This window comes from Streptococcus cristatus (assembly GCF_003943505.1).
GTDB lineage: Bacteria > Bacillota > Bacilli > Lactobacillales > Streptococcaceae > Streptococcus > Streptococcus cristatus_E.
Genome location: NZ_RJPS01000004.1, coordinates 157,612 through 178,277 on the forward strand (window position 1 = coordinate 157,612; position 20,666 = coordinate 178,277).

20 protein-coding genes, 1 tRNA gene and 1 pseudogene are annotated in these 20,666 nt (G+C 37.3%); 16 read left to right on the plus strand and 6 right to left on the minus strand.

The window, feature by feature from the left end; all coding sequences use genetic code 11:
* Positions 1 to 19: 19 nt before the first annotated feature.
* From comE to rlmH, 5 genes are all read right to left on the minus strand, one after another.
* The gene (gene comE / locus D8792_RS05265) at positions 20 to 763 is read right to left on the minus strand and encodes a competence system response regulator transcription factor ComE (protein ID WP_125373189.1); all 744 of its coding nucleotides are present in this window, start codon (positions 761 to 763) and stop codon (positions 20 to 22) included.
* On the minus strand, positions 760 to 2,085 hold the full coding sequence (locus D8792_RS05270; protein WP_048792297.1) for a sensor histidine kinase: 1,326 nt from the start codon (positions 2,083 to 2,085) through the stop codon (positions 760 to 762). Before D8792_RS05270 ends, comE begins: the two co-directional genes overlap by 4 nt.
* 22 nt (positions 2,086 to 2,107) lie before the next feature.
* Positions 2,108 to 2,233 carry a bacteriocin gene (locus tag D8792_RS05275; RefSeq protein ID WP_048792298.1) on the minus strand — a complete coding sequence of 42 codons (126 nt, stop codon included), beginning with the start codon at positions 2,231 to 2,233 and terminating at the stop codon, positions 2,108 to 2,110.
* 176 nt (positions 2,234 to 2,409) lie between these two features.
* Positions 2,410 to 2,483, minus strand: a tRNA-Arg gene (locus D8792_RS05280).
* A gap of 43 nt (positions 2,484 to 2,526) precedes the next feature.
* The gene (gene rlmH, locus D8792_RS05285; protein WP_125373190.1) at positions 2,527 to 3,006 is read right to left on the minus strand and encodes a 23S rRNA (pseudouridine(1915)-N(3))-methyltransferase RlmH; all 480 of its coding nucleotides are present in this window, start codon (positions 3,004 to 3,006) and stop codon (positions 2,527 to 2,529) included.
* A 202-nt stretch (positions 3,007 to 3,208) separates the two neighbouring features.
* Here rlmH and htrA point away from each other — a divergent pair, with 202 nt between their 5' ends.
* From htrA to D8792_RS05310, 5 genes are all read left to right on the plus strand, one after another.
* Positions 3,209 to 4,387 (plus strand): serine protease HtrA, encoded by a 1,179-nt coding sequence (htrA, locus tag D8792_RS05290; RefSeq protein ID WP_125373191.1) that lies wholly within the window; start codon positions 3,209 to 3,211, stop codon positions 4,385 to 4,387.
* A 62-nt stretch (positions 4,388 to 4,449) separates the two neighbouring features.
* Positions 4,450 to 5,211: a ParB/RepB/Spo0J family partition protein gene (locus D8792_RS05295; protein ID WP_125373192.1), complete on the plus strand. Its 762-nt coding sequence runs from the start codon at positions 4,450 to 4,452 to the stop codon at positions 5,209 to 5,211.
* 212 nt (positions 5,212 to 5,423) lie between these two features.
* Entirely contained in the window at positions 5,424 to 6,779 is a 1,356-nt protein-coding gene (gene dnaA, locus D8792_RS05300; protein ID WP_125373193.1) for a chromosomal replication initiator protein DnaA, read from the plus strand.
* Positions 6,780 to 6,936: 157 nt separating this feature from the next.
* Entirely contained in the window at positions 6,937 to 8,073 is a 1,137-nt protein-coding gene (dnaN, locus tag D8792_RS05305; protein WP_125373194.1) for a DNA polymerase III subunit beta, read from the plus strand.
* A 161-nt stretch (positions 8,074 to 8,234) separates the two neighbouring features.
* Positions 8,235 to 8,429 carry a DUF951 domain-containing protein gene (locus tag D8792_RS05310; RefSeq protein ID WP_005591376.1) on the plus strand — a complete coding sequence of 65 codons (195 nt, stop codon included), beginning with the start codon at positions 8,235 to 8,237 and terminating at the stop codon, positions 8,427 to 8,429.
* 72 nt (positions 8,430 to 8,501) lie between these two features.
* On the opposite strand, the gene D8792_RS05315 is transcribed toward D8792_RS05310, so the two are convergent.
* On the minus strand, positions 8,502 to 8,996 hold the full coding sequence (locus D8792_RS05315; protein ID WP_125373195.1) for a DUF1307 domain-containing protein: 495 nt from the start codon (positions 8,994 to 8,996) through the stop codon (positions 8,502 to 8,504).
* Positions 8,997 to 9,162: 166 nt separating this feature from the next.
* Between D8792_RS05315 and ychF the strand changes: the two genes are divergently transcribed.
* The 11 genes and pseudogenes from ychF to D8792_RS11700 all read left to right on the plus strand — a co-directional run.
* Positions 9,163 to 10,278: a redox-regulated ATPase YchF gene (ychF, locus tag D8792_RS05320; protein ID WP_125373196.1), complete on the plus strand. Its 1,116-nt coding sequence runs from the start codon at positions 9,163 to 9,165 to the stop codon at positions 10,276 to 10,278.
* 72 nt (positions 10,279 to 10,350) lie between these two features.
* Complete coding sequence (gene pth / locus D8792_RS05325; RefSeq protein WP_125373197.1) at positions 10,351 to 10,920, plus strand: aminoacyl-tRNA hydrolase; 570 nt, start codon at positions 10,351 to 10,353, stop codon at positions 10,918 to 10,920.
* On the plus strand, positions 10,913 to 14,416 hold the full coding sequence (mfd, locus tag D8792_RS05330) for a transcription-repair coupling factor (RefSeq protein WP_125373198.1): 3,504 nt from the start codon (positions 10,913 to 10,915) through the stop codon (positions 14,414 to 14,416). Before pth ends, mfd begins: the two co-directional genes overlap by 8 nt.
* Before the next feature lie 88 nt (positions 14,417 to 14,504).
* Positions 14,505 to 14,771 carry an RNA-binding S4 domain-containing protein gene (locus D8792_RS05335; protein ID WP_005591371.1) on the plus strand — a complete coding sequence of 89 codons (267 nt, stop codon included), beginning with the start codon at positions 14,505 to 14,507 and terminating at the stop codon, positions 14,769 to 14,771.
* Positions 14,764 to 15,132, plus strand: coding sequence for an FtsB family cell division protein (locus D8792_RS05340; protein WP_015604164.1), 369 nt, complete (start codon positions 14,764 to 14,766; stop codon positions 15,130 to 15,132). The genes D8792_RS05335 and D8792_RS05340 overlap by 8 nt, the downstream gene beginning before the upstream one ends.
* Before the next feature lie 2 nt (positions 15,133 to 15,134).
* Positions 15,135 to 15,263 (plus strand): SP_0009 family protein, encoded by a 129-nt coding sequence (locus tag D8792_RS11695; protein ID WP_125372373.1) that lies wholly within the window; start codon positions 15,135 to 15,137, stop codon positions 15,261 to 15,263.
* Positions 15,256 to 16,539 carry a serine hydrolase gene (locus tag D8792_RS05350; protein ID WP_125373199.1) on the plus strand — a complete coding sequence of 428 codons (1,284 nt, stop codon included), beginning with the start codon at positions 15,256 to 15,258 and terminating at the stop codon, positions 16,537 to 16,539. The genes D8792_RS11695 and D8792_RS05350 overlap by 8 nt, the downstream gene beginning before the upstream one ends.
* A complete protein-coding gene (gene tilS / locus D8792_RS05355; protein WP_125373200.1) occupies positions 16,536 to 17,810 on the plus strand; it encodes a tRNA lysidine(34) synthetase TilS in 1,275 nt (424 codons plus the stop codon). The genes D8792_RS05350 and tilS overlap by 4 nt, the downstream gene beginning before the upstream one ends.
* Before the next feature lie 8 nt (positions 17,811 to 17,818).
* A complete protein-coding gene (gene hpt, locus D8792_RS05360; protein ID WP_125373201.1) occupies positions 17,819 to 18,361 on the plus strand; it encodes a hypoxanthine phosphoribosyltransferase in 543 nt (180 codons plus the stop codon).
* A 17-nt stretch (positions 18,362 to 18,378) separates the two neighbouring features.
* Entirely contained in the window at positions 18,379 to 20,349 is a 1,971-nt protein-coding gene (ftsH, locus tag D8792_RS05365; protein WP_125373202.1) for an ATP-dependent zinc metalloprotease FtsH, read from the plus strand.
* Positions 20,350 to 20,564: 215 nt separating this feature from the next.
* Positions 20,565 to 20,666 (plus strand): annotated as a pseudogene (locus D8792_RS11700) (sigma-70 family RNA polymerase sigma factor); the annotation flags it as partial.

The window sequence follows — 20,666 nt, forward strand, 5'->3', positions numbered from 1 at the left end:
ATCTTTGTCAACAGTTTTTTTATTTATTTTTTAAAATTTCTTTTAAATGTTTTGTTCTTAGCCTAGAAACAGGGCAACGACGGCCTTCATAAAATATAATTTCCTTTGTTTTCTTATCATAATCGCAGATATTATCGATATTGACTAAGAAAGATTTATGGGAAGCAAAAAAACGTTGTGTTTTCTCATCCTGCTCTTGAACACTGGCAATCGTTCCATAAAATTCCTTTATAAAGTTTTTTCCGACCATCCGTAACTTATGAGAGGAGCTTGAGGTTTCGATATATAAAATATCATTAAATGGTACGCGCACATCATTGCCTCGATAGCTGTATTCAAAATAATCAACCATGTTAGTGTTTGTAATTAAGGTGTTTTTCGTATAAATGATACAATCTTTTATACGTTTTTTAAACGAATCATCGTTAATATCCTTGTCAATAAAATCAAGAGCAGATACTTTATATTTAAAGGTCATGGTCGCAAACTCTGATTTTGAAGTTACAAAGACAATAATGGCATATGGATTATGATGACGAATAAAACGAGCAACCTCCAATCCTTTGGTCTCTTCCCCTTTAATATCTATATCCAGAAAATAAATCTGATTGACATCTTCATTTTCGACGTAGTCCTTAAATTCCTGAATTTTTCCTGTGATTTTGACCTGGATATCAAGCCCCATTTCTTCAGCAATCTCTGCTAAAGTTTTTTCCATGCGGATTTGGTGAGCTAAAGTATCTTCTAATGCTAAGATTCTCATAAACTATTCCTTCTTTTAATTGTTAATACTTGGGTGAAATCATACTTACTTATTTCTGTATCGAGCATGATATATTCATAATTCTCTAAAATTTCTTTCAGATTATTTAAACCTAGGCCTCTTCGATAACCTTTCGTTGAGAACTCTGGTTCATAAATTTCTTCTAAATCTAATTTCCTTTGCTTGCGGGAATTTTTTACAACAAAAATGATTTCCGTATCGAGTTGAACTAAAGTTACATGAATCATTTTTTCATAGCTTTCGATTGCGCCTTCAACAGCATTGTTTAGCAATATACTAGCCATTCTTACCACATCTAATAGCTTAATCGGTAATTTCTCAACAGGATCTTTGACTTCGAATGTCAAATCAATCTGGTGCTCACGCGCTTTGAATAAAGTCTCCGTCATAACGCTTCGGAGAGCTGAGTCACCAACATTGTTCAAATCAAAATAGGTATATTTGTCCGAACGTAATTTCAAATTCGCATCGACTAAAACTTCTTGATATATTTTTTCAATTTCCTTGATATCTTGAGTATTGATGGCCGTCTGAAAGCTGGTCAGCATGCCAGCATAATCATGACGGAAACCACGAATTTCATTATAGAGAGAAACAATTTCATCTGTATACTGCTGCAGCTGCAACTGTTCCAATTCTCTTTGTCGAATCTCCTCTTCTTTTTCATACTTTTCCCGAATCGCCTTCAAATAGAAAAGAGTCGTCATAAAGATCAAGAAACAAATAGTCGCTAGCATACTACTAAAACTATTAAAATGATCGTCTTCACTTAACCAATGAGAAACATTTAATATGAGAATCGTTAGAAAATAATAAATATTAATCTTTTGAACTGTCTTTTTAAAGGAAGAGTCTTTAAAATCTCTCAGTTGAAATTCAAAATAATCAATGGATTTTAGCATAAACAAAACAGAGATACTGTTTATCGTGATATAAAAGATAGCCCAATTACTTTTTACAAATTGATCCCCTGTAATGGATGAAATAATAACTGAAAAAAAGGTAGACGAAGCCTGAGTTGCTAAATAAAGGAAAAAAGATAAAAATAAAGAAAGATAATTAGGCAACTTTTCTTTCTTATAAAAATAAGCATAAAAAAGGAAAGGTTGCACCATTAAAATGATGTAATAGAGTAATAAATTAATCAGAGATGCTAAAGGAGCAATAATAACTGTAAAAATACAAAGACAAATAAAGTAAAATCTAGATTTTACTTTACTCTCTACTTTTTTATATATTTTTACAATTGCAAAAATTTCTATTAATTCACATATAAACCATAAAATGAAGTTTAATATCATTTTTATCTCCTAATTACTTCCTTTACTTAAAAATAATTCGAGGAAGGCCTATCTTTCTAAAATCTCCTCCAAGAACTTCTTTAAGTTCTTTTTCATTCAAGACCGGGAATTGAGCGATTGTTTTAAAGTTTTTCTGAGTATTTTTCATAATAGATTCTCCTAAATATTTTTTCGTAAGTGTTACCTTACAAGATCTATTATAAATAAAATTTCAAATAATCTGTCATCTTTCCCTGAAATGTCATTTTTTATTCCTGAAATGTCGTTTTCTCAAAAATATAATAAAAAAACACGAAATTTTTCGTGTCTGAGTAATGCATATTATGATCCCAGCAGGATTCGAACCTGCGACCGTTCGCTTAGAAGGCGAATGCTCTATCCAGCTGAGCTATGAGACCGATACCTTTTCATTCTATCAGAAAAATCTAGTATCGTCAAGATTTACTTATGGTAGGGACTTCCCTGTTGAATCATGAAAGCCCGATAAATTTGCTCTACCAAAACAAGGCGCATCAATTGATGAGGCAGGGTCAATTTTCCAAAACTCATCAGTAGATTAGCTCTTTTTTTGACAGCAGGAGACAGACCCAAGCTGCCACCAATCACAAATGTAATATCAGAAAATCCACGAACTGTGATGTCATTCAAAATCGAACTAAACTCTTCTGAAGGAAATTGCTTTCCTTCAATAGCTAAAGCGACTACGAATTCTCGTTCAGAGATTTTTGCTAAGATCCTATTTCCCTCTTTTTCGAGGATTTGCTGATTTTCTAGCTCACTGGCCTTATCTGGTGTTTTTTCGTCTGCTAATTCTACAATTTCTAACTTAGAAAATCGACTCAGGCGTTTGGCATATTCAGCAATTCCATCCTTGAGATACTTTTCTTTTAATTTTCCAACGGTTACAAGCTTTATTTTCATATTTCCATTCTATCATATCCACATGGATTTCACACTTTATTCACATCAGTTTTTTATGGAAAACTGGTTGGATATATGTATTTTCTAACCTCTATCAACATTTTTTATAAGTTTTCCACAAGTTGTGGAAAACTTGTGAATTTTAAGTTATAATTAAGAATAGATTTCTATAATTTCATCAATTGTAATCAAGGAGGAAAATATGAAAAACGCTTCAAATTTCTTTAAAAAATCTTTGTTGCTTTTTATTGTTTTAGTTGTAGGATTTATCGGCGGAAGCCTAGGAAATTTAGCCACTGCATTTCTTAATAATAAAATGGCTAATATCAGTCCTTCTAGCTCAAAGACCACTGTATCAACGTCTTATAAAAACACAACCGACACCACAAAGGCTGTAAAAAAAGTGCAAAACGCAGTTGTATCGGTGATTACTTATACCGGTTCTAATCAGGAAGGAGTGATCAATAATGAATCAACCAGTGATCCTCAAGTAGCTAGTGAGGGATCAGGTGTCATTTATAAGAAGGAAGGAAAATATGCCTACCTTGTTACCAATACTCACGTGCTAAATGGAGCAAAAAATCCCGATATTCTACTAGCAGATGGTAGTAAGGTTCCTGGTGAAGTGGTGGGATCAGATGTTTATTCTGATATTTCTGTAGTAAGAATTAGCTCTGAAAAGGTGAAAGATGTAGCTGAATTTGGAGATTCCAACTCCCTAACAGTAGGAGAAACTGCTATTGCCATCGGAAGCCCTCTCGGAACAGAATACGCTAACTCTGTTACACAAGGAATCATCTCTAGTTTGGGTAGAAATGTAACTCTCCAATCTGAAGACGGCCAAAATATTTCCACGACTGCCTTGCAAACAGATGCTGCTATCAACCCTGGTAACTCTGGTGGTCCACTCATCAATATCCAAGGACAAGTTATTGGTATTACGTCCAGCAAAATCTCTCACAATGGTCAGACTGCTGTAGAAGGTATGGGCTTTGCAATTCCATCAAACGATGTTGTCAATATTATCAAGCAATTAGAGAAAACTGGAACAGTAACTCGTCCAGCTCTGGGTATCCAAATGCTCGATTTATCTAATATCGCCACTTCTGACTTAGCAAAACTACGTCTGCCTTCATCTGTAAAATCAGGTATCCTTGTCCGCTCTGTGCAAGAAGGAATGCCTGCTGAAAATAAACTTCAGAAATACGATGTCATCACAAAAGTTGACGATAAGGATGTTGAGTCAACCAGTGATTTACAATCTGCTCTCTACAGGCACTCTCTGGGAGATGAGTTGAAAGTGACTTACTTCAGGGATGGTAAAGAAGCTACTACAACCATTAAATTGACCAAATCAACCCAGGACTTAAGTGACAACTAATCCTTTACATAATTGTCAACACACCTTTACACGATCGTAAAGGTGTGCTATGCTATATACAAATGGAAAATTATCAATACATACCACTAAAAGACATTCGAACCAATCCTTATCAGCCTAGAAAAAGCTTTTCTCAAGAAAAAATAAATGAATTGGCAGCCTCTATTAAAGAAAATGGAATTATCCAGCCCATTATTTTGAGAAAATCTTCCTTATTTGGTTACGAAATTTTAGCAGGTGAAAGACGATTTCGAGCTGCTAAGATTGCTGGCTTAGAAAATATTCCTGCCCTCATTAAAGACCTCTCTGACGATGACATGATGAAGCAAGCCATCATCGAGAATTTGCAAAGAGAAGACCTCAATCCGATTGAAGAAGCAGAATCCTATCAGCATCTGATTGAGAAAGGATTGACCCATGAAGAAATTGCAAAAATCATGGGAAAATCTCGACCTTACATCAGTAATCTTGTCCGCCTGTTACAGCTGCCAGCTTTTATGATGGACGCTGTCAAAGAGGAAATGATTTCGCAAGGGCATGCTCGTCTCCTCATTCCACTCAAAAAGGAAGAGCAAGTTTTTTGGCTGGACAAAATCATTCAAGATAATTTATCCGTTCGTGCTCTCGAACTTTCATTACAAAAGAACAAAAAATCAAAGAACAAAAAGAACAAAGAAATTTTTGCCCATTCGGAAGAAGAAAGATTGAAAAAAATCCTTGGCCTCAATGTCTCCATTCAATTAAAAAATTCTTCAAAAGGAAAAATCGTTATTCCTTTTGAAAACGAGGAAGAGTATCAAAGAATTATAAACAGCCTGAAATAGGGCTGTTATTTTCTTTTTTCAAACTAACAGACTTTTCCACCTTTTAAAGCAGCCTAAAATATTGAAAAATAAGGATTTTATTAATAATCCACAATCTGTGGATAAGTGTTATAAACATTGTTAATTTTTCTCCACAAGTTGTGGAAAACTTAGCCTTTTTATGTTAAAATGAGAGTCGACATAGAGAATAATTTTTTGATAAGGAGGAGGCAATGACCAAAGAGCAAGAATTTTGGCGAAGAATTTTAGAACTTTCAGCTGCTCAACTAAAACAGACAACCTATGATTTTTTTGTTGCAGAAGCAAAATTAATAGCCATTGAAAATAACCAGGCCACTATCTTTCTGGATAGCCCAGTCAAACAGCTATTTTGGGAACAAAACCTAGTGGGCGTTATTCTCACAGCTGGCTTTGAAATTTTCAACGATCAAATCACGGCCAAATACGTCTTTGAAGAAACAGGACATGACAGTATTTCTAAACATCAGCTGGAAGAACTTCCTGAAAAAACTCCATTTCGGCCAAGTTTGCCGCCCATTGATACTGGATTAAAAGCTAAATATACATTTGATAATTTTGTACAAGGGGACGGGAATATCTGGGCTAAAGCAGCAGCCTTGGCTGTGTCTGAAAATCTAGCGACTACTTATAATCCCCTATTTATCTATGGCGGTCCAGGTCTAGGAAAAACCCACTTACTAAATGCTATCGGCAATCAAATTTTAGAAAATATTCCTGATGCGCGTGTAAAATATATTCCGGCAGAAACCTTTATCAATGACTTTCTGGAGCATCTAAGGCTCGGTGACATGGATAATTTCAAAAAAATCTATCGGAGCTTGGATTTGCTCTTGATTGATGATATCCAGTCTCTTGGCGGCAAAAAAGTCTCTACCCAGGAAGAATTCTTCAATACTTTTAATGCCCTGCACGGCGATAACAAGCAGATTGTGCTGACCAGCGACCGCAGTCCAGATCATCTTGATAATTTGGAAGAACGCTTAGTCACGCGCTTCAAATGGGGCCTCACTCAAAATATTACACCACCCGATTTTGAAACGCGGATTGCCATCCTCCGAAACAAAATCGAACATCTGAACTATATTTTCCCTAATGATACATTGGAGTACCTCGCCGGACAATTTGACTCGAATGTCCGTGATCTAGAAGGGGCCCTCAATGATATTACGCTCATTGCAAGAGTCCGCAATCTCAAGGAAATTACGATTGACATCGCTGCTGAAGCTATTCGAGCTCGCAAGCAGGACTCTAGTCAGGTGACAGTCATTCCGATTGAAAAAATCCAGTCTGAGGTCGGTAATTTCTATGGCGTCAGTGTCAAAGAAATGAAGGGAAGTCGTCGCGTCCAAAATATCGTTTTGGCTCGACAAGTGGCCATGTATCTAGCCCGCGAACTAACAGACAATAGCCTACCAAAAATCGGGCGAGAATTTGGTGGCAAAGACCACACAACTGTCATTCACGCGCATGGAAAAATCAAAAACCGACTCGAAACTGATGATAGCTTGCGACTTGAAATCGAAAATATCAAAAACAAGATAAAATAAGGGTGTGGAAAAGATTGAGCTAATCTTAAGTTTTTTCCACAGGTTGTGAACAAGTCTTAAAACTTGATTTTAGATACTTTACTCCATTTTTCCACAGCTTCCACAAGAACTACTATTACTATTAACTTAATAATCATAAATAATAAAAGGAGTCCCTATGATTCACTTCTCTATTAATAAAAATTTATTCCTACAAGCTTTGACTACAACGAAGAGAGCTATCAGTACCAAAAACGCTATTCCAATTTTATCAACGGTTAAAATTGATGTGACAAAAGAAGGTATTACTTTGATTGGTTCCAATGGTCAAATTTCCATTGAAAACTTCATTTCAGTGCAAAATGAGAATGCTGGGCTCTTGATTACTTCACCAGGTTCGATCCTCCTTGAAGCAAATTTCTTTATCAATGTCATTTCTAGCTTGCCAGATATCGTGCTTGATTTTAAAGAAATTGAGCAAAAACAAATCGTCCTCACCAGCGGCAAGTCAGAAATTACGCTAAAAGGAAAAGATGCAGATCAATACCCACGTATTCAGGAAGTCTCTACCAGCAATCCTCTGATTTTAGAAACGAAAGTCCTCAAAAACATCATTAATGAAACAGCTTTTGCTGCTAGTACGCAAGAAAGTCGTCCTATTTTGACGGGTGTTCATTTTGTCTTGACAGATAATCAATCCCTCAAAACAGTTGCGACAGACTCTCACCGGATGAGCCAAAAGAAAATTACTTTGGACAAGAAGGGGGATGACTTCGATGTGGTGATTCCTAGCCGTTCTCTGCGTGAATTTACAGCTGTTTTCACAGACGAAATTGAAACAGTAGAGGTTTTCTTTGCCAATAATCAACTTCTCTTTAGAAGTGAAAATATCAGCTTCTATACACGCCTACTGGAAGGAAACTATCCTGATACAGACCGCTTGATTCCGACAGAATTTTCAAGCGTTGTGACCTTTAATACCAATAATTTACGTCATGCCATGGAACGGTCTCGTCTTCTGTCCAATGCGACCCAAAATGGAACAGTGAAATTGGAAATTGTGAAGGGCATTGTCAGCGCTCATGTCCATTCACCAGAAGTTGGACGCGTGAATGAAGAAATTGATACAGAAAGTGTGTCAGGAGAAGATTTGGCCATCAGCTTTAATCCTACCTATCTGATCGAAGCGCTAAAGGCAGTCGACAGCGAGAAGGTGACCATCAGCTTTATTTCGGCTGTTCGGCCTTTCACCTTGGTGCCAAGTGAAGATGCTGAAAACTTTATCCAGCTGATCACGCCAGTCCGTACCAATTAGAAGATAATATTTAAGACAAGGTTGACTCGATCCGCCTTGTCTTATTTTGATCATTTACAAGCCAGCTGATTCCAAACTTGTGGTATAATACAGCTAGGATGGAGTGAAGCGCCAATCTGTATTTTTAAGATAATAAAAAAAGATTGTCAAAAGGAGAGAAGATGTACGAACTTGGAACTTTTGTAGAAATGAAAAAGCCCCATGCCTGTACCATTAAGTCAACGGGCAAAAAGGCTAATCGTTGGGAAGTCGTTCGCATGGGAGCAGATATTAAGATTCGCTGCAGCAACTGCGAACACGTTGTCATGATGAGTAGATATGATTTTGAAAGAAAAATGAAGAAGGTTATCGAATAGTCTAATTTTAAATGACCTACCTCATCAACAAAGAACGGATAAGACCAAGAAAGTCTTATCCGTTTTCTGCTTTTATTTAAGTTCTTCAAATTTGCCGTCTTTGACTTCTTTATAGCCAGAAGCTTCGAGGGATTTTACCGTTTCTTTATAACTGATATAATTAGCTTTTTGGTCTCCATCTGTTTGAATAAGCTGCTTGCTTTTCAGTTCTGAGATATCTGCCTTGCTAAAATCCATCGTCATCTTTTGCGTCAAATGATCGTCTTTATATTCGATTTTATTAGTAAGTCCTTTAATGTTTTCCAGCGTTTGCATGTAGCCTCCAATTTGTTCTTTGGCGGTATCTTTTGTCAATCCGATAGGCTCATAATAGAAAACATTGCTGGTTTCATTGTTCAGCAAATCATCGCCCTTATACTCAAGAGTAATCCGGCTGTCTTGCTTGGTCTTTTGGTCAATCAACTGAAAATAGGCTTTTTTAGGACTGCCACTGCAGGCAGCTAAAAAAAGTAAAGTAAACATGGTCAAGAAAGAAAGAATAAAAGTTTTAATTGTCATTTTTTTCATGGCTAACTCCTTTTATCAAAATATTAACTATATTATATCATTTTTTGTAGAAAATATTTTTTATTTCTATCCAGAAAGCAGGAAATTTTTCATTCAAATCCGCTGTTTAGGATAAGGATTTATGGTATAATGGTTTGGATTGAAAAGATGAATGGAGAAGATACGAATGGCTTTAACAGCAGGGATTGTTGGACTGCCTAATGTAGGCAAGTCAACTTTATTTAATGCAATTACAAAAGCAGGGGCAGAAGCTGCCAACTACCCTTTTGCGACCATTGATCCAAATGTCGGTCGGGTAGAAGTGCCAGATGCTCGTTTGGACAAATTAACAGAATTGATTAAACCTCAAAAGAAGGTTCCCACTACATTTGAGTTTACAGATATTGCTGGTATTGTAAAGGGAGCTTCAAAAGGGGAAGGTCTGGGAAATAAATTCTTGGCCAATATCCGTGAAGTGGATGCTATCGTCCATGTAGTCCGTGCCTTTGATGATGAAAATGTCATGCGGGAACAGGGTCGTGAGTCTGACTTTGTCGACCCTATGGCTGATATTGAGACCATCAATCTAGAGCTTATTTTGGCCGATCTGGAAAGCATTAACAAACGCTATGCGCGTGTTGAGAAGATGGCTCGTACCCAGAAGGACAAAGACTCAGTTGCAGAATTCAATGTTTTACAAAAAATCAAGCCGGTTCTGGAAGATGGTCTGTCAGCTCGCACAATTGAGTTTACAGAAGAAGAACAAAAAATCGTCAAAGGTCTCTTTCTCTTAACGACTAAGCCAGTTCTTTATGTGGCTAATGTCAGTGAAGATGAGGTGGCTGATCCAGACAATATTGACTATGTGAAGCAGATTCGTGAATTTGCTGCTACAGAAAATGCTGAGGTTGTTGTCATCTCAGCGCGTGCAGAGGAAGAAATTTCTGAACTAGATGATGAAGACAAGGCAGAATTTCTGGAAGCTATCGGCTTGACAGAGTCAGGTGTAGATAAATTGACACGTGCAGCCTATCATCTATTGGGACTTGGAACCTACTTTACTGCTGGTGAAAAGGAAGTCCGGGCTTGGACCTTTAAGCGTGGCATGAAAGCTCCTCAAGCAGCTGGTATTATCCACTCAGACTTTGAGAAAGGTTTCATCCGTGCAGTGACTATGTCTTATGATGATTTAGTGAAATATGGATCTGAAAAGGCTGTAAAAGAAGCTGGACGCTTGCGTGAAGAAGGAAAAGAATATGTCGTTCAGGATGGCGATATTATGGAATTCCGCTTTAACGTGTAAATTAAGTGTAAATTTAAAATACCTAGGTTGGAAAGAAATTTCCAGCCCTTTTGGCTTTTATAAAGGAGTAAGATGACAAAATTAATTGTTGGATTGGGGAATCCAGGAGATAAATATTTCGAAACAAAACATAATGTTGGTTTTATGTTAGTTGACAAGATGTGTAAAGAATTAAATCTAAAGTTTACAGCAGATAAGATTTTTCAAGCGGAAATTGCTTCAACTTTCTTGAATGGAGAAAAAGTCTATTTTGTAAAACCAACTACTTTTATGAATGAAAGTGGAAAAGCAGTCCATGCCTTGCTCACTTACTACGGATTGGATATAGATGACTTACTTGTTATTTATGATGATCTAGATATGGAAGTTGGGAAAATTCGTCTTCGTACCAAGGGTTCGGCTGGCGGGCACAATGGTATTAAGTCAATCATTAAACATATTGGAACACAGGAATTCAAGCGAGTAAAAATTGGCATAGGAAGACCTAAAAATAATATGTCAGTTATTCATCATGTTTTAGGGAAATTTGATCAGGAAGACTATATCAGTATTTTAAATACATTAGACAGAGTTGACAGTGCTGTAAATCATTATTTACAAACTGAGAATTTTGAGCAGACCATGCAACAATACAATGGATAAGACAATGAGACTACTTGATATATTTGGTCGAAACCGACAAATTGTAGACTGGAAGAAACAATTACAAAAGAAGACTCGGCAGTTAATGATGGGACTTTCAGCTTCGACAAAAGCTTTGGCGATTGCCAGTAGCTTAGAAGAGCAAGAGAAAATCCTAGTCATCACTTCGAGTCAAAATGAAGCAGAGCGTCTGGCTAGTGATTTGCTTTCTTTGTTGGGAGAAGAAAAAGTTTATACTTTTCTGGCAGATGATACCCCTTTGGCTGAGTTTGTTTTTTCATCTCAAGAAAAAATCTTTGCCCGATTAGAGGCCATGAAATTTTTATCAGACAAAGAGAAGAATGGGATTCTGATCATCAACGTCGCAGCCAGTCGTTTATTCTTGCCTAAGCCTGATATTTTTAAAAAATCTGAGCTTATCCTTTCTGTTACTGAAGAATATAACCTTGACAACCTAGTAAAGTCCTTGTCAAGTAATGGTTATAAAAAGGTTTCTCAGGTTCTCAGTCAAGGAGAGTATAGTCTGAGAGGGGATATTCTAGATATTTTTGAACGCTCGGCTCAATATCCTTATCGGATAGAGTTTTTTGGAGATGAGATTGATGGCATAAGGATTTTCAATCCTGAAAATCAACTTTCTCTTGAAAATGTGGAACAGATTTTGATAGAGCCTGTTACAGATCTTCTATTGACAGAAGAAGATTATGCAAGGGGACAGAAAAATCTAGAAGCGTCCCTCTCTACGGTTATTGATCCTTCTTTAAAATCCTATTTAGAAGAAGTATTAAGCTCTGTTAGCGAGCAATCTCATCATGCAGATATTCGCAAATTTCTTTCCTTCTTTTATAAGAAAGAATGGACTATTTTAGACTATCTACCAACTCACACTCCTATATTTTTTGATGATTTTCAAAAGATAATGGACAAGCATGCCCAGTTTGAATTAGAAGTTGCCAATATCTTGACAGATGATTTACAAAATAGTAAAGCACTGTCAAATCAACAATACTTTGCAAATAACTATCAGGACTATCGTAAATATAAACCTGCTACATTTTTTTCTAACTTCCACAAAGGCTTAGGAAATCTAAAATTTGATGCACTTTATCAATTCAATCAATATCCAATGCAGGAATTCTTTAGTCAGTTTCCTCTTTTAAAAGAAGAAATCAATCGCTTTAGGAAATCAGACTATACGGTAGTCTTGCAGGCAAATTCAGCCTCAAGTTTACAAAGTTTACATAAAACTTTACAGGATTATGAGATTCATTTAGATTACATCAAGGACAAAGACATCCATGACAAAGCTGTCCAGCTCATAGAAGGAAATCTAGTTCAAGGATTTAATTTTGTTGATGAAAAAATCGTTTTGATTACTGAACATGAGATGATTCAGAAAAAAATCAAACGTAGGATTCGTCGTCAAAATATTTCTAATGCTGAAAGGCTGAAAGACTATAATGAGTTGGAAAAAGGCGACTATGTGGTTCATAATATCCACGGTATTGGTCGCTATTTAGGAATTGAAACGATTGAAGTTTCAGGAGTTCATCGGGATTATTTGACGATTCAGTATCAAAATGCGGATCGTATCTCCATTCCGGTGGATCAAATCAACCTTCTGTCTAAATATGTAGCTAGCGATGGAAAAGCACCTAAAATTAACAAGTTAAATGATGGGCGTTTCCAAAAAACGAAGCAAAAAGTACAACATCAGGTTGAAGACATTGCCGATGACCTTATTAAATTATATGCAGAGCGTAGTCAATTAAAAGGTTTCCAATTTTCTAGTGACGACCAGTATCAAGTAGAGTTTGACAATGCCTTTCCGTATGTGGAAACAGATGATCAACTCAGAAGCATCCAGGAAATCAAGAAGGATATGGAGAGCGATCGTCCTATGGATCGCCTCTTGGTTGGCGATGTTGGTTTTGGGAAGACAGAGGTGGCTATGAGGGCTGCTTTTAAGGCTGTCAACGATCATAAACAGGTGGCTATCTTGGTTCCGACCACTGTTTTAGCTCAGCAACACTACACAAACTTTAAAGAACGTTTCAATGATTTTGCCGTAAATGTCGATGTTCTCAGCCGTTTTAGAAGCAAAGGGGAGCAAAAAGAAACTCTGGAAAAGTTGGAAAAAGGGCAGATTGATATTATTATCGGTACCCATCGCCTCCTATCAGCAGATGTGAAATTCTCCGATTTGGGACTACTGGTGATAGATGAAGAGCAGCGTTTCGGTGTCAAGCATAAGGAAAAGTTAAAGGAACTAAAAAAGAAGGTTGATGTTCTGACCTTGACGGCTACTCCTATTCCAAGAACCCTTCATATGTCGATGCTAGGGATTCGAGATTTATCGGTTATTGAAACACCACCGACAAATCGATATCCAGTCCAAACCTATGTTTTAGAGAATAATAGGACAGTTGTTCGGGATGCGGTTTTACGTGAAATAGACCGAGGCGGACAAGTTTACTACCTTTACAATAAAGTTGACACCATTGAGCACAAAGTTTCAGAATTAAAAGAGTTGATTCCAGAGGCTTCAATTGGTTATGTTCATGGACAGATGACAGAGGTGCGTTTAGAAAATACCTTACTAGACTTTGTTAATGGCGAATATGATATTTTAGTCACGACAACGATCATCGAAACAGGTGTCGATATTCCAAATGCAAATACTCTCTTTATCGAAAATGCTGACCACATGGGTCTGTCAACCTTGTATCAACTTCGTGGTCGAGTTGGCCGCAGCAATCGAATCGCTTATGCCTATCTTATGTATCGGCCAGATAAAACTCTAACTGAAGTTTCAGAAAAAAGACTGGAAGCCATTAAAGGATTTACCGAGTTGGGATCTGGATTTAAGATTGCGATGAGGGATTTGTCTATCCGAGGAGCGGGAAACATTTTAGGAAGTTCACAGTCTGGTTTCATTGATTCTGTAGGATTTGAAATGTATTCTCAACTTTTGGAAGAGGCCATTGCTAAGAAGCAAGGTAAGGAAACCAAGCGCCAAAAAAGCAATGCTGAAATCAATCTTCAAATTGATGCCTATCTTCCAAGTGATTATATTTCTGATGAACGTCAAAAAATTGAGGTTTACAAGAGAATTCGTGATATTGACAAACGTGTAAACTATGAACATCTGCAAGATGAATTGATTGACCGTTTTGGAGAATATCCGGACGTAGTGGCTTACCTATTAGAGATTGGCTTAGTCAAGTCCTATCTTGATCAGGCTTTTGTTGCACTTGCTGAGCGGAAGCAAGAGTCTGTCATTATTCGTTTTGAAAAAATCTCTCAGCAAATTTATCTGACCCAGGATTATTTTGAAGCTTTGTCAGCGACAAATCTAAAAGCTCGAATTGGAGAGCAGCAAGGCTTGATTGAAGTCATTTTTGATGTTCGGAATAAAAAAGATTTCGAGATTTTGGAAAACTTGCTGAACTTTGGTGAAAAACTGGTAGAAATCAAGAATCGAAAAGCTGAATAAACATTACAATTCGGTAAAATTTCAGCTTTTAAGCTTTGTTTCTTTCAAAAGAATGATAGAATATTAAGAGAAAATCGAGGAAAAGACTATGAGATTAGACAAATATTTAAAGGTATCACGCATTATCAAGCGACGCCCTGTAGCTAAAGAGGTTGCAGATAAAGGCCGTATCAAGGTAAATGGAATCCTGGCAAAAAGTTCGACAGATTTGAAAATCAATGATCAAATTGAAGTTCGTTTTGGCAATAAGCTACTAACAGTGCGGGTTCTTGAGATGAAAGACAGCACTAAAAAAGAAGATGCTGCTAAAATGTATGAAATTATCAGTGAGACAAGGATTGAAGAAAATGTCTAGAAATATTGTTCAAATAAATAATCGCTTTATCCAAGATGAAAATCAGCGTCGCAGATACCTCGATGAGGAGCGTCGGAAGCGAAATCGTTTTATGGGATGGGTTCTAATTTTAGTTATGCTACTTTTTATCCTTCCAGCCTATAATTTATACCAGAGCTACGAAACTTTACTTAATCGCCGTGCTCAATATGCACAACTACAAAAAAAATATGAAAAACTAGGTGAAGATAAGGAATATCAGTCTGATATTGCGACCAAGTTGAAAGATGACAGCTACGCTGCTAAATATGCTCGTGCCAAGTATTCTTTTTCAAAAGAAGGAGAATACATTTACACAACACCAGATTTATTACCACAATAATCATGGAAAATTTACTTCAAAATATAGAGAAATTTTTATCTTTTTCGGATGAAAAACTAGCAGAATTATCCGAAAAGAATCAAGCTTTAAAACTTCAAGAAACAAAAAAGGAAAGGGGAGGTCATGCGTAAGTTACTTTTGCTGATATTTTTACTGCCAGCCTTATGGAGCAGTCAGACAGTAATCAGTACTGAAAAGGAACTTGTTTTAGACGAAGAAGAAAAGTATCAGCTGACAGGTACAGCTTATGGCCGTTACCATATGAGTATCCCTACAAATCCTAATGTTTATGAAGAAACGCCTACTTTTACGGATGCTACTTTGACTAAGGTAGCTGGGAAACTTCTGCCAGATCAGCCACTACAGCTGACAGAGTTGCACGTGAATGAAGCTGGGATTCCTATCTTTAAATTAAAGAATGGCCAGTTTGTAATTGCAGATAAGAATAGCATTTATGAGGATACGGTTCAGTCTATCACAGATGTTAAACAGGAAAGATGGCTGGTCCCTAACTATGTGCTCTACGATACTATCCCGATCAATTCTTCTAAAAAGATTGCAGCTAAACTACCTGCTTATAGCAAAGTAAAGGTAGTACAAATTGTTCAAACAGCTAAGGGAGAATACGCTAAAATTGAAGGTCAAGGTTGGGTTTCTGTTGATTTTCTTTCCCAAGAAGATAATCGAATGGAAAAAGTTCAGGAGCTTTTAAATTCTAAGTACAAAAAAGCTGACTTTTCAATTTATGTAAAACAGCTAGACACGGGCAAAGAAGCAGGAATTAATCCAGATCAACAAATGTACTCAGCCAGTGTGACGAAAATTCCTTATCTTTATTATGCGCAGGAGCAACTGAACAATCATACCATTTCCTTGGATAAAAAGTTTAAATATACAGCGGCTGTCAATGATTTTGCAGGTGCCTATGACCCTGAGGGAAGCGGTAGTATTTCCAAATCAGCAAATGATAAGGAATATTCTGTGCAGGACTTAATCAATGGTGTAGCAAAAGAGTCGGATAATGTGGCCCACAATATCCTTGCCTACTATACAAGCAATCAATCTGATAGCAAATTTCAAAATACTATTGAAAAAATTGCGGGCAAGAAGTGGGATGTGGAAAGCAGACAAGCTTCAGCTCGAATGGCAGGCAATGTTATGGAAGCTATTTATGAGCAAAATGGCATGATTATTGATGCCTTATCTCAGACAAATTATGATAATCAGCGAATTTCTAAAAACATCAATGTAAAAGTTGCTCATAAAATCGGTGATGCTTACGACTTCAAGCACGATGTCGCTATTGTGTATGCGGATTCGCCATTTATCATTGCAATTCTTACGAACAATTCGGATTACGATACAATTTCTAAAATCGCAGATGATGTGTACGGAGTTCTGAAATGATTGATCAGAAGTTTCGCAAGCAAGTGCAGGAAAAGCGGTATTTTCAAAATCATCGAAAAGTGCTGGTAGCAGTTTCTGGTGGCTTGGATTCGATGACTTTGTTCCATCTTTTGTACCAAAACAGGGAAGAGCTAGAGATTGAACTGGGGATAGCGCATGTCAACCACAAGCAACGTCCAGAGTCAAATATGGAAGAAAAAGAGCTGTCAAATTTTGCCCAGAAACTTGGTGTGAAATTTTTCAGCTCAAATTTTTCTGGTGATTTTTCTGAGGAAAAAGCTCGGCGATTTCGCTATCATTTTTTTGAAGAAATCATGCTGGCAGAAGGCTACACGGCCTTGGTAACGGCTCACCATGCTGATGATCAGGCCGAGACGGTGTTTATGAGGTTAATAAGAGGAGCAAGGCTGCGACACTTGTCTGGAATGACAGAGGTTCAACCCTTTGCAAACGGGGAATTAATCCGACCTCTACTTTATTTTCATAAGCAAGACTTTCCTGATATTTTGTATTTTGAAGACGAGAGCAATTTTCAAAATGACTATCTCAGAAATCGGATCCGTAATCTCTATCTTCCCAATCTTGAAAAGGAAAATCCACGCTTTAAGGATTCTCTGATTTCTTTAGGGAAAGAGGTTGAGGATTTACAGACAGCTTTGTCTCATCTGACGCAGGGATTGGACATTACAAATCTTGAAGTGTTTGAGCAACAAATTCCAGAAGTGCAAAATTTTCTCCTGCAGGAATATTTAAAGAAATTTCCTTCATTAAATATAAATAAAAAGCAATTTGAAGAAATCTTAGGAATCTTACGAACCAAGGCTAATTATATCCACCCTTTAAAGGATAGATATGAGTTGGTGAAGGATTATAAGCATTTTGAAATCAGAAAAATCAGTCGTAAGTCTGATTTGAAAGTGGAGTCAATTCTGTTAGAATGTGGTAATCTACTTCAATTTGGAGAGTATCAATTCTCATTTGGCTCTCCTTTGGAGGGTGAAAATGTTCAAGCGATTGCTGTTTCACGTGAAACACCACTTCTTTTACGTCACAGAAAAACAGGTGATTATCTTCGTTTGAAAGGACATCACAAAAAACTTCGTCGGCTATTCATTGATAAAAAAATTCCATTTGAGGAACGAGAAAAAGCGATTGTTGTTGAGCAAAATCAGCAGATCTTGGCAATTGTAAATATCGCTATCAGTGATTTGAGTAAGGAATTAAAAAGTGATATAATGAGTACTGTACTTTATATTCAGAAAATTAGATAGGTAAAATTATGCTAGAACAAGATATTAAAAAAATATTGGTTTCTCATGAGGAAATCGTAGCAGCGGCAAAAGAAATGGGCCAACAGCTGACAGTAGACTATCAAGGTAAAAAGCCTATTTTTGTAGGAATTTTGAAGGGTTCAGTTCCTTTTATCGCCGAATTAATCAAACACGTGGATACAGATATTGAATTAGATTTTATGCTGGTGTCTAGTTACCATGGCGGTACAACTAGTAGTGGTGTGATTAATATTATCAAAGATATTGATCAAGATATTACTGGTCGTGATATTCTTTTTGTCGAAGATATTATCGATACTGGCCAAACTTTGAAGAATTTGTGTAATTTGTTCAAAGAAAGAAATGCAGCATCTGTAAAAATTGCTACGTTGTTGGATAAGCCAGAAGGACGCATTGTTGACATTGAGGCAGACTACACTTGCTTTACAATTCCAAATGAATTTGTGGTAGGTTATGGACTGGATTATGATGAGTATTACCGTAATCTTCCTTATGTAGGTGTCTTGAAAGAAGAAGTTTATACAAAATAAAGGTTTACTAGATATAAATGAAAAATAAACAAAATAATGGTTTTATAAAAAATCCTTTTCTCTATATTCTAATTATTGTAGTCCTTGTTACAGGCTTTCAGTATTTCTTTACAGGAAATGCGACAGGTCGTAGCCAGCAAATCAACTACAGTCAATTAGTGAAAGAAATCCAAAATAATAATGTTACGGAGATGAGCTACCAGCCAAATGGTAGTATTATCGAGGTATCGGGTACTTACAAAAAACCTAAAGAATCAAAAGATACGACAGGAATCCTGTTTTTCAGTCCGGAAATTTCAAAAGTTAGCAGATTTACCAGTGTTGTGTTGCCATCAGATACAACAGTTTCTGATTTGCAAAAGCTAGCTGCTGAGCATGAAACAGAGGTGACTATTAAGCGTGAAAGCTCCAGTGGAATGTGGATTAATCTTTTGATTTCCTTGGTTCCATTTATCATCATTGCCTTCATTTTTATGTCTATGATGAATCAAGGTGGCGGTGGCGGTGCCCGTGGCGCTATGAATTTTGGACGCAATAAAGCTCGTGCTGCTAATAAAGAAGATATCAAAGTACGCTTCTCAGATGTTGCTGGTGCAGAAGAGGAAAAACAAGAACTTGTTGAAGTTGTTGAATTTCTAAAAGATCCAAAACGTTATACAAAGCTGGGTGCTCGCATTCCAGCAGGTGTTCTTTTGGAAGGCCCTCCGGGGACTGGTAAGACCTTGCTTGCTAAGGCAGTTGCTGGTGAAGCAGGTGTTCCTTTCTTTAGCATCTCAGGTTCTGACTTTGTTGAAATGTTCGTTGGTGTCGGAGCAAGCCGTGTTCGTTCTTTATTTGAAGATGCGAAAAAAGCAGCGCCTGCAATTATCTTTATCGATGAAATTGATGCTGTTGGTCGTCAGCGTGGTGTTGGCCTCGGTGGCGGTAATGATGAACGGGAACAAACACTCAATCAACTCTTGATTGAAATGGATGGTTTTGAGGGCAATGAAGGAATTATCGTAATTGCTGCGACAAACCGTTCAGATGTTCTTGATCCAGCCCTTCTACGTCCAGGTCGTTTTGACAGAAAAGTTTTGGTCGGCCGTCCTGATGTGAAGGGTCGGGAAGCTATTCTTCGTGTTCATGCTAAGAATAAACCATTGGCTAAAAACGTTGATTTGAAATTAGTTGCCCAACAGACACCTGGTTTTGTTGGTGCTGATTTGGAAAACGTCTTGAATGAAGCTGCTTTAGTTGCTGCTCGTCGTAACAAAAAAGTCATCGATGCCGATGATATTGATGAAGCAGAAGACAGAGTAATCGCAGGACCATCTAAGAAAGATAAAACCGTTTCAGAGCGCGATCGTCAGATTGTCGCTTACCATGAAGCGGGGCATACGATTGTCGGACTTGTTTTGTCCAACGCGCGTGTCGTACACAAGGTAACCATTGTACCTCGTGGTCGTGCTGGCGGATATATGATTGCCCTGCCTAAAGAAGACCAAATGCTTCTGTCTAAAGAAGACATGAAAGAGCAATTGGCTGGTCTCATGGGTGGTCGTGTAGCTGAAGAGATCATCTTTAATGTGCAAACAACAGGGGCTTCAAATGACTTTGAACAAGCTACACAAATGGCGCGTGCAATGGTCACTGAGTACGGTATGAGTGAAAAACTTGGCCCAGTTCAATATGAAGGTAATCATGCTATGTTTGGCGCAGCTAGTCCGCAAAAATCAATTTCAGAGCAAACAGCCTATGAAATTGATGAGGAAGTACGTTCATTATTAAATGAAGCACGAAACAAAGCAGCTGAGATCATTCAAGCAAATCGTGAAACCCACAAATTGATTGCTGAAGCGCTCCTTAAATATGAAACGCTTGATAGCACTCAAATTAAATCTCTCTATGAAACAGGCCAGATGCCGGAAGAGTCTGAAAAAGACTTAGAACGAGAAGCACATGCCCTTTCTTATGATGAAATTAAGTCCAAAATGGAAGAAAAATGAGAGGTGCTTTTCTAATTGAAATAGCTTGATTACCAATTGGGTAATCAGGCTATTTTTTATTATATAAAGTCTAACATGTTCCAAAAAGTCCCTGAGATGTCGAAAAATTTTGCGTTAGGAACCAGTTGGGGCAAAAAATAGACAGGATAGGGATAGGAGGCCTGAGGGAAGAGTTTTTCTTGTAGAATCATATTATCAAAGAAAAAGGAGATAACATGAACTTCAAGGAACGCTATGAGAAAGTGCAGTGGATTGTCCGGCGCTGTGCACGGGATTATTATGTACATTTATGGGAGAGTAGTGACTGGGAACAAGAA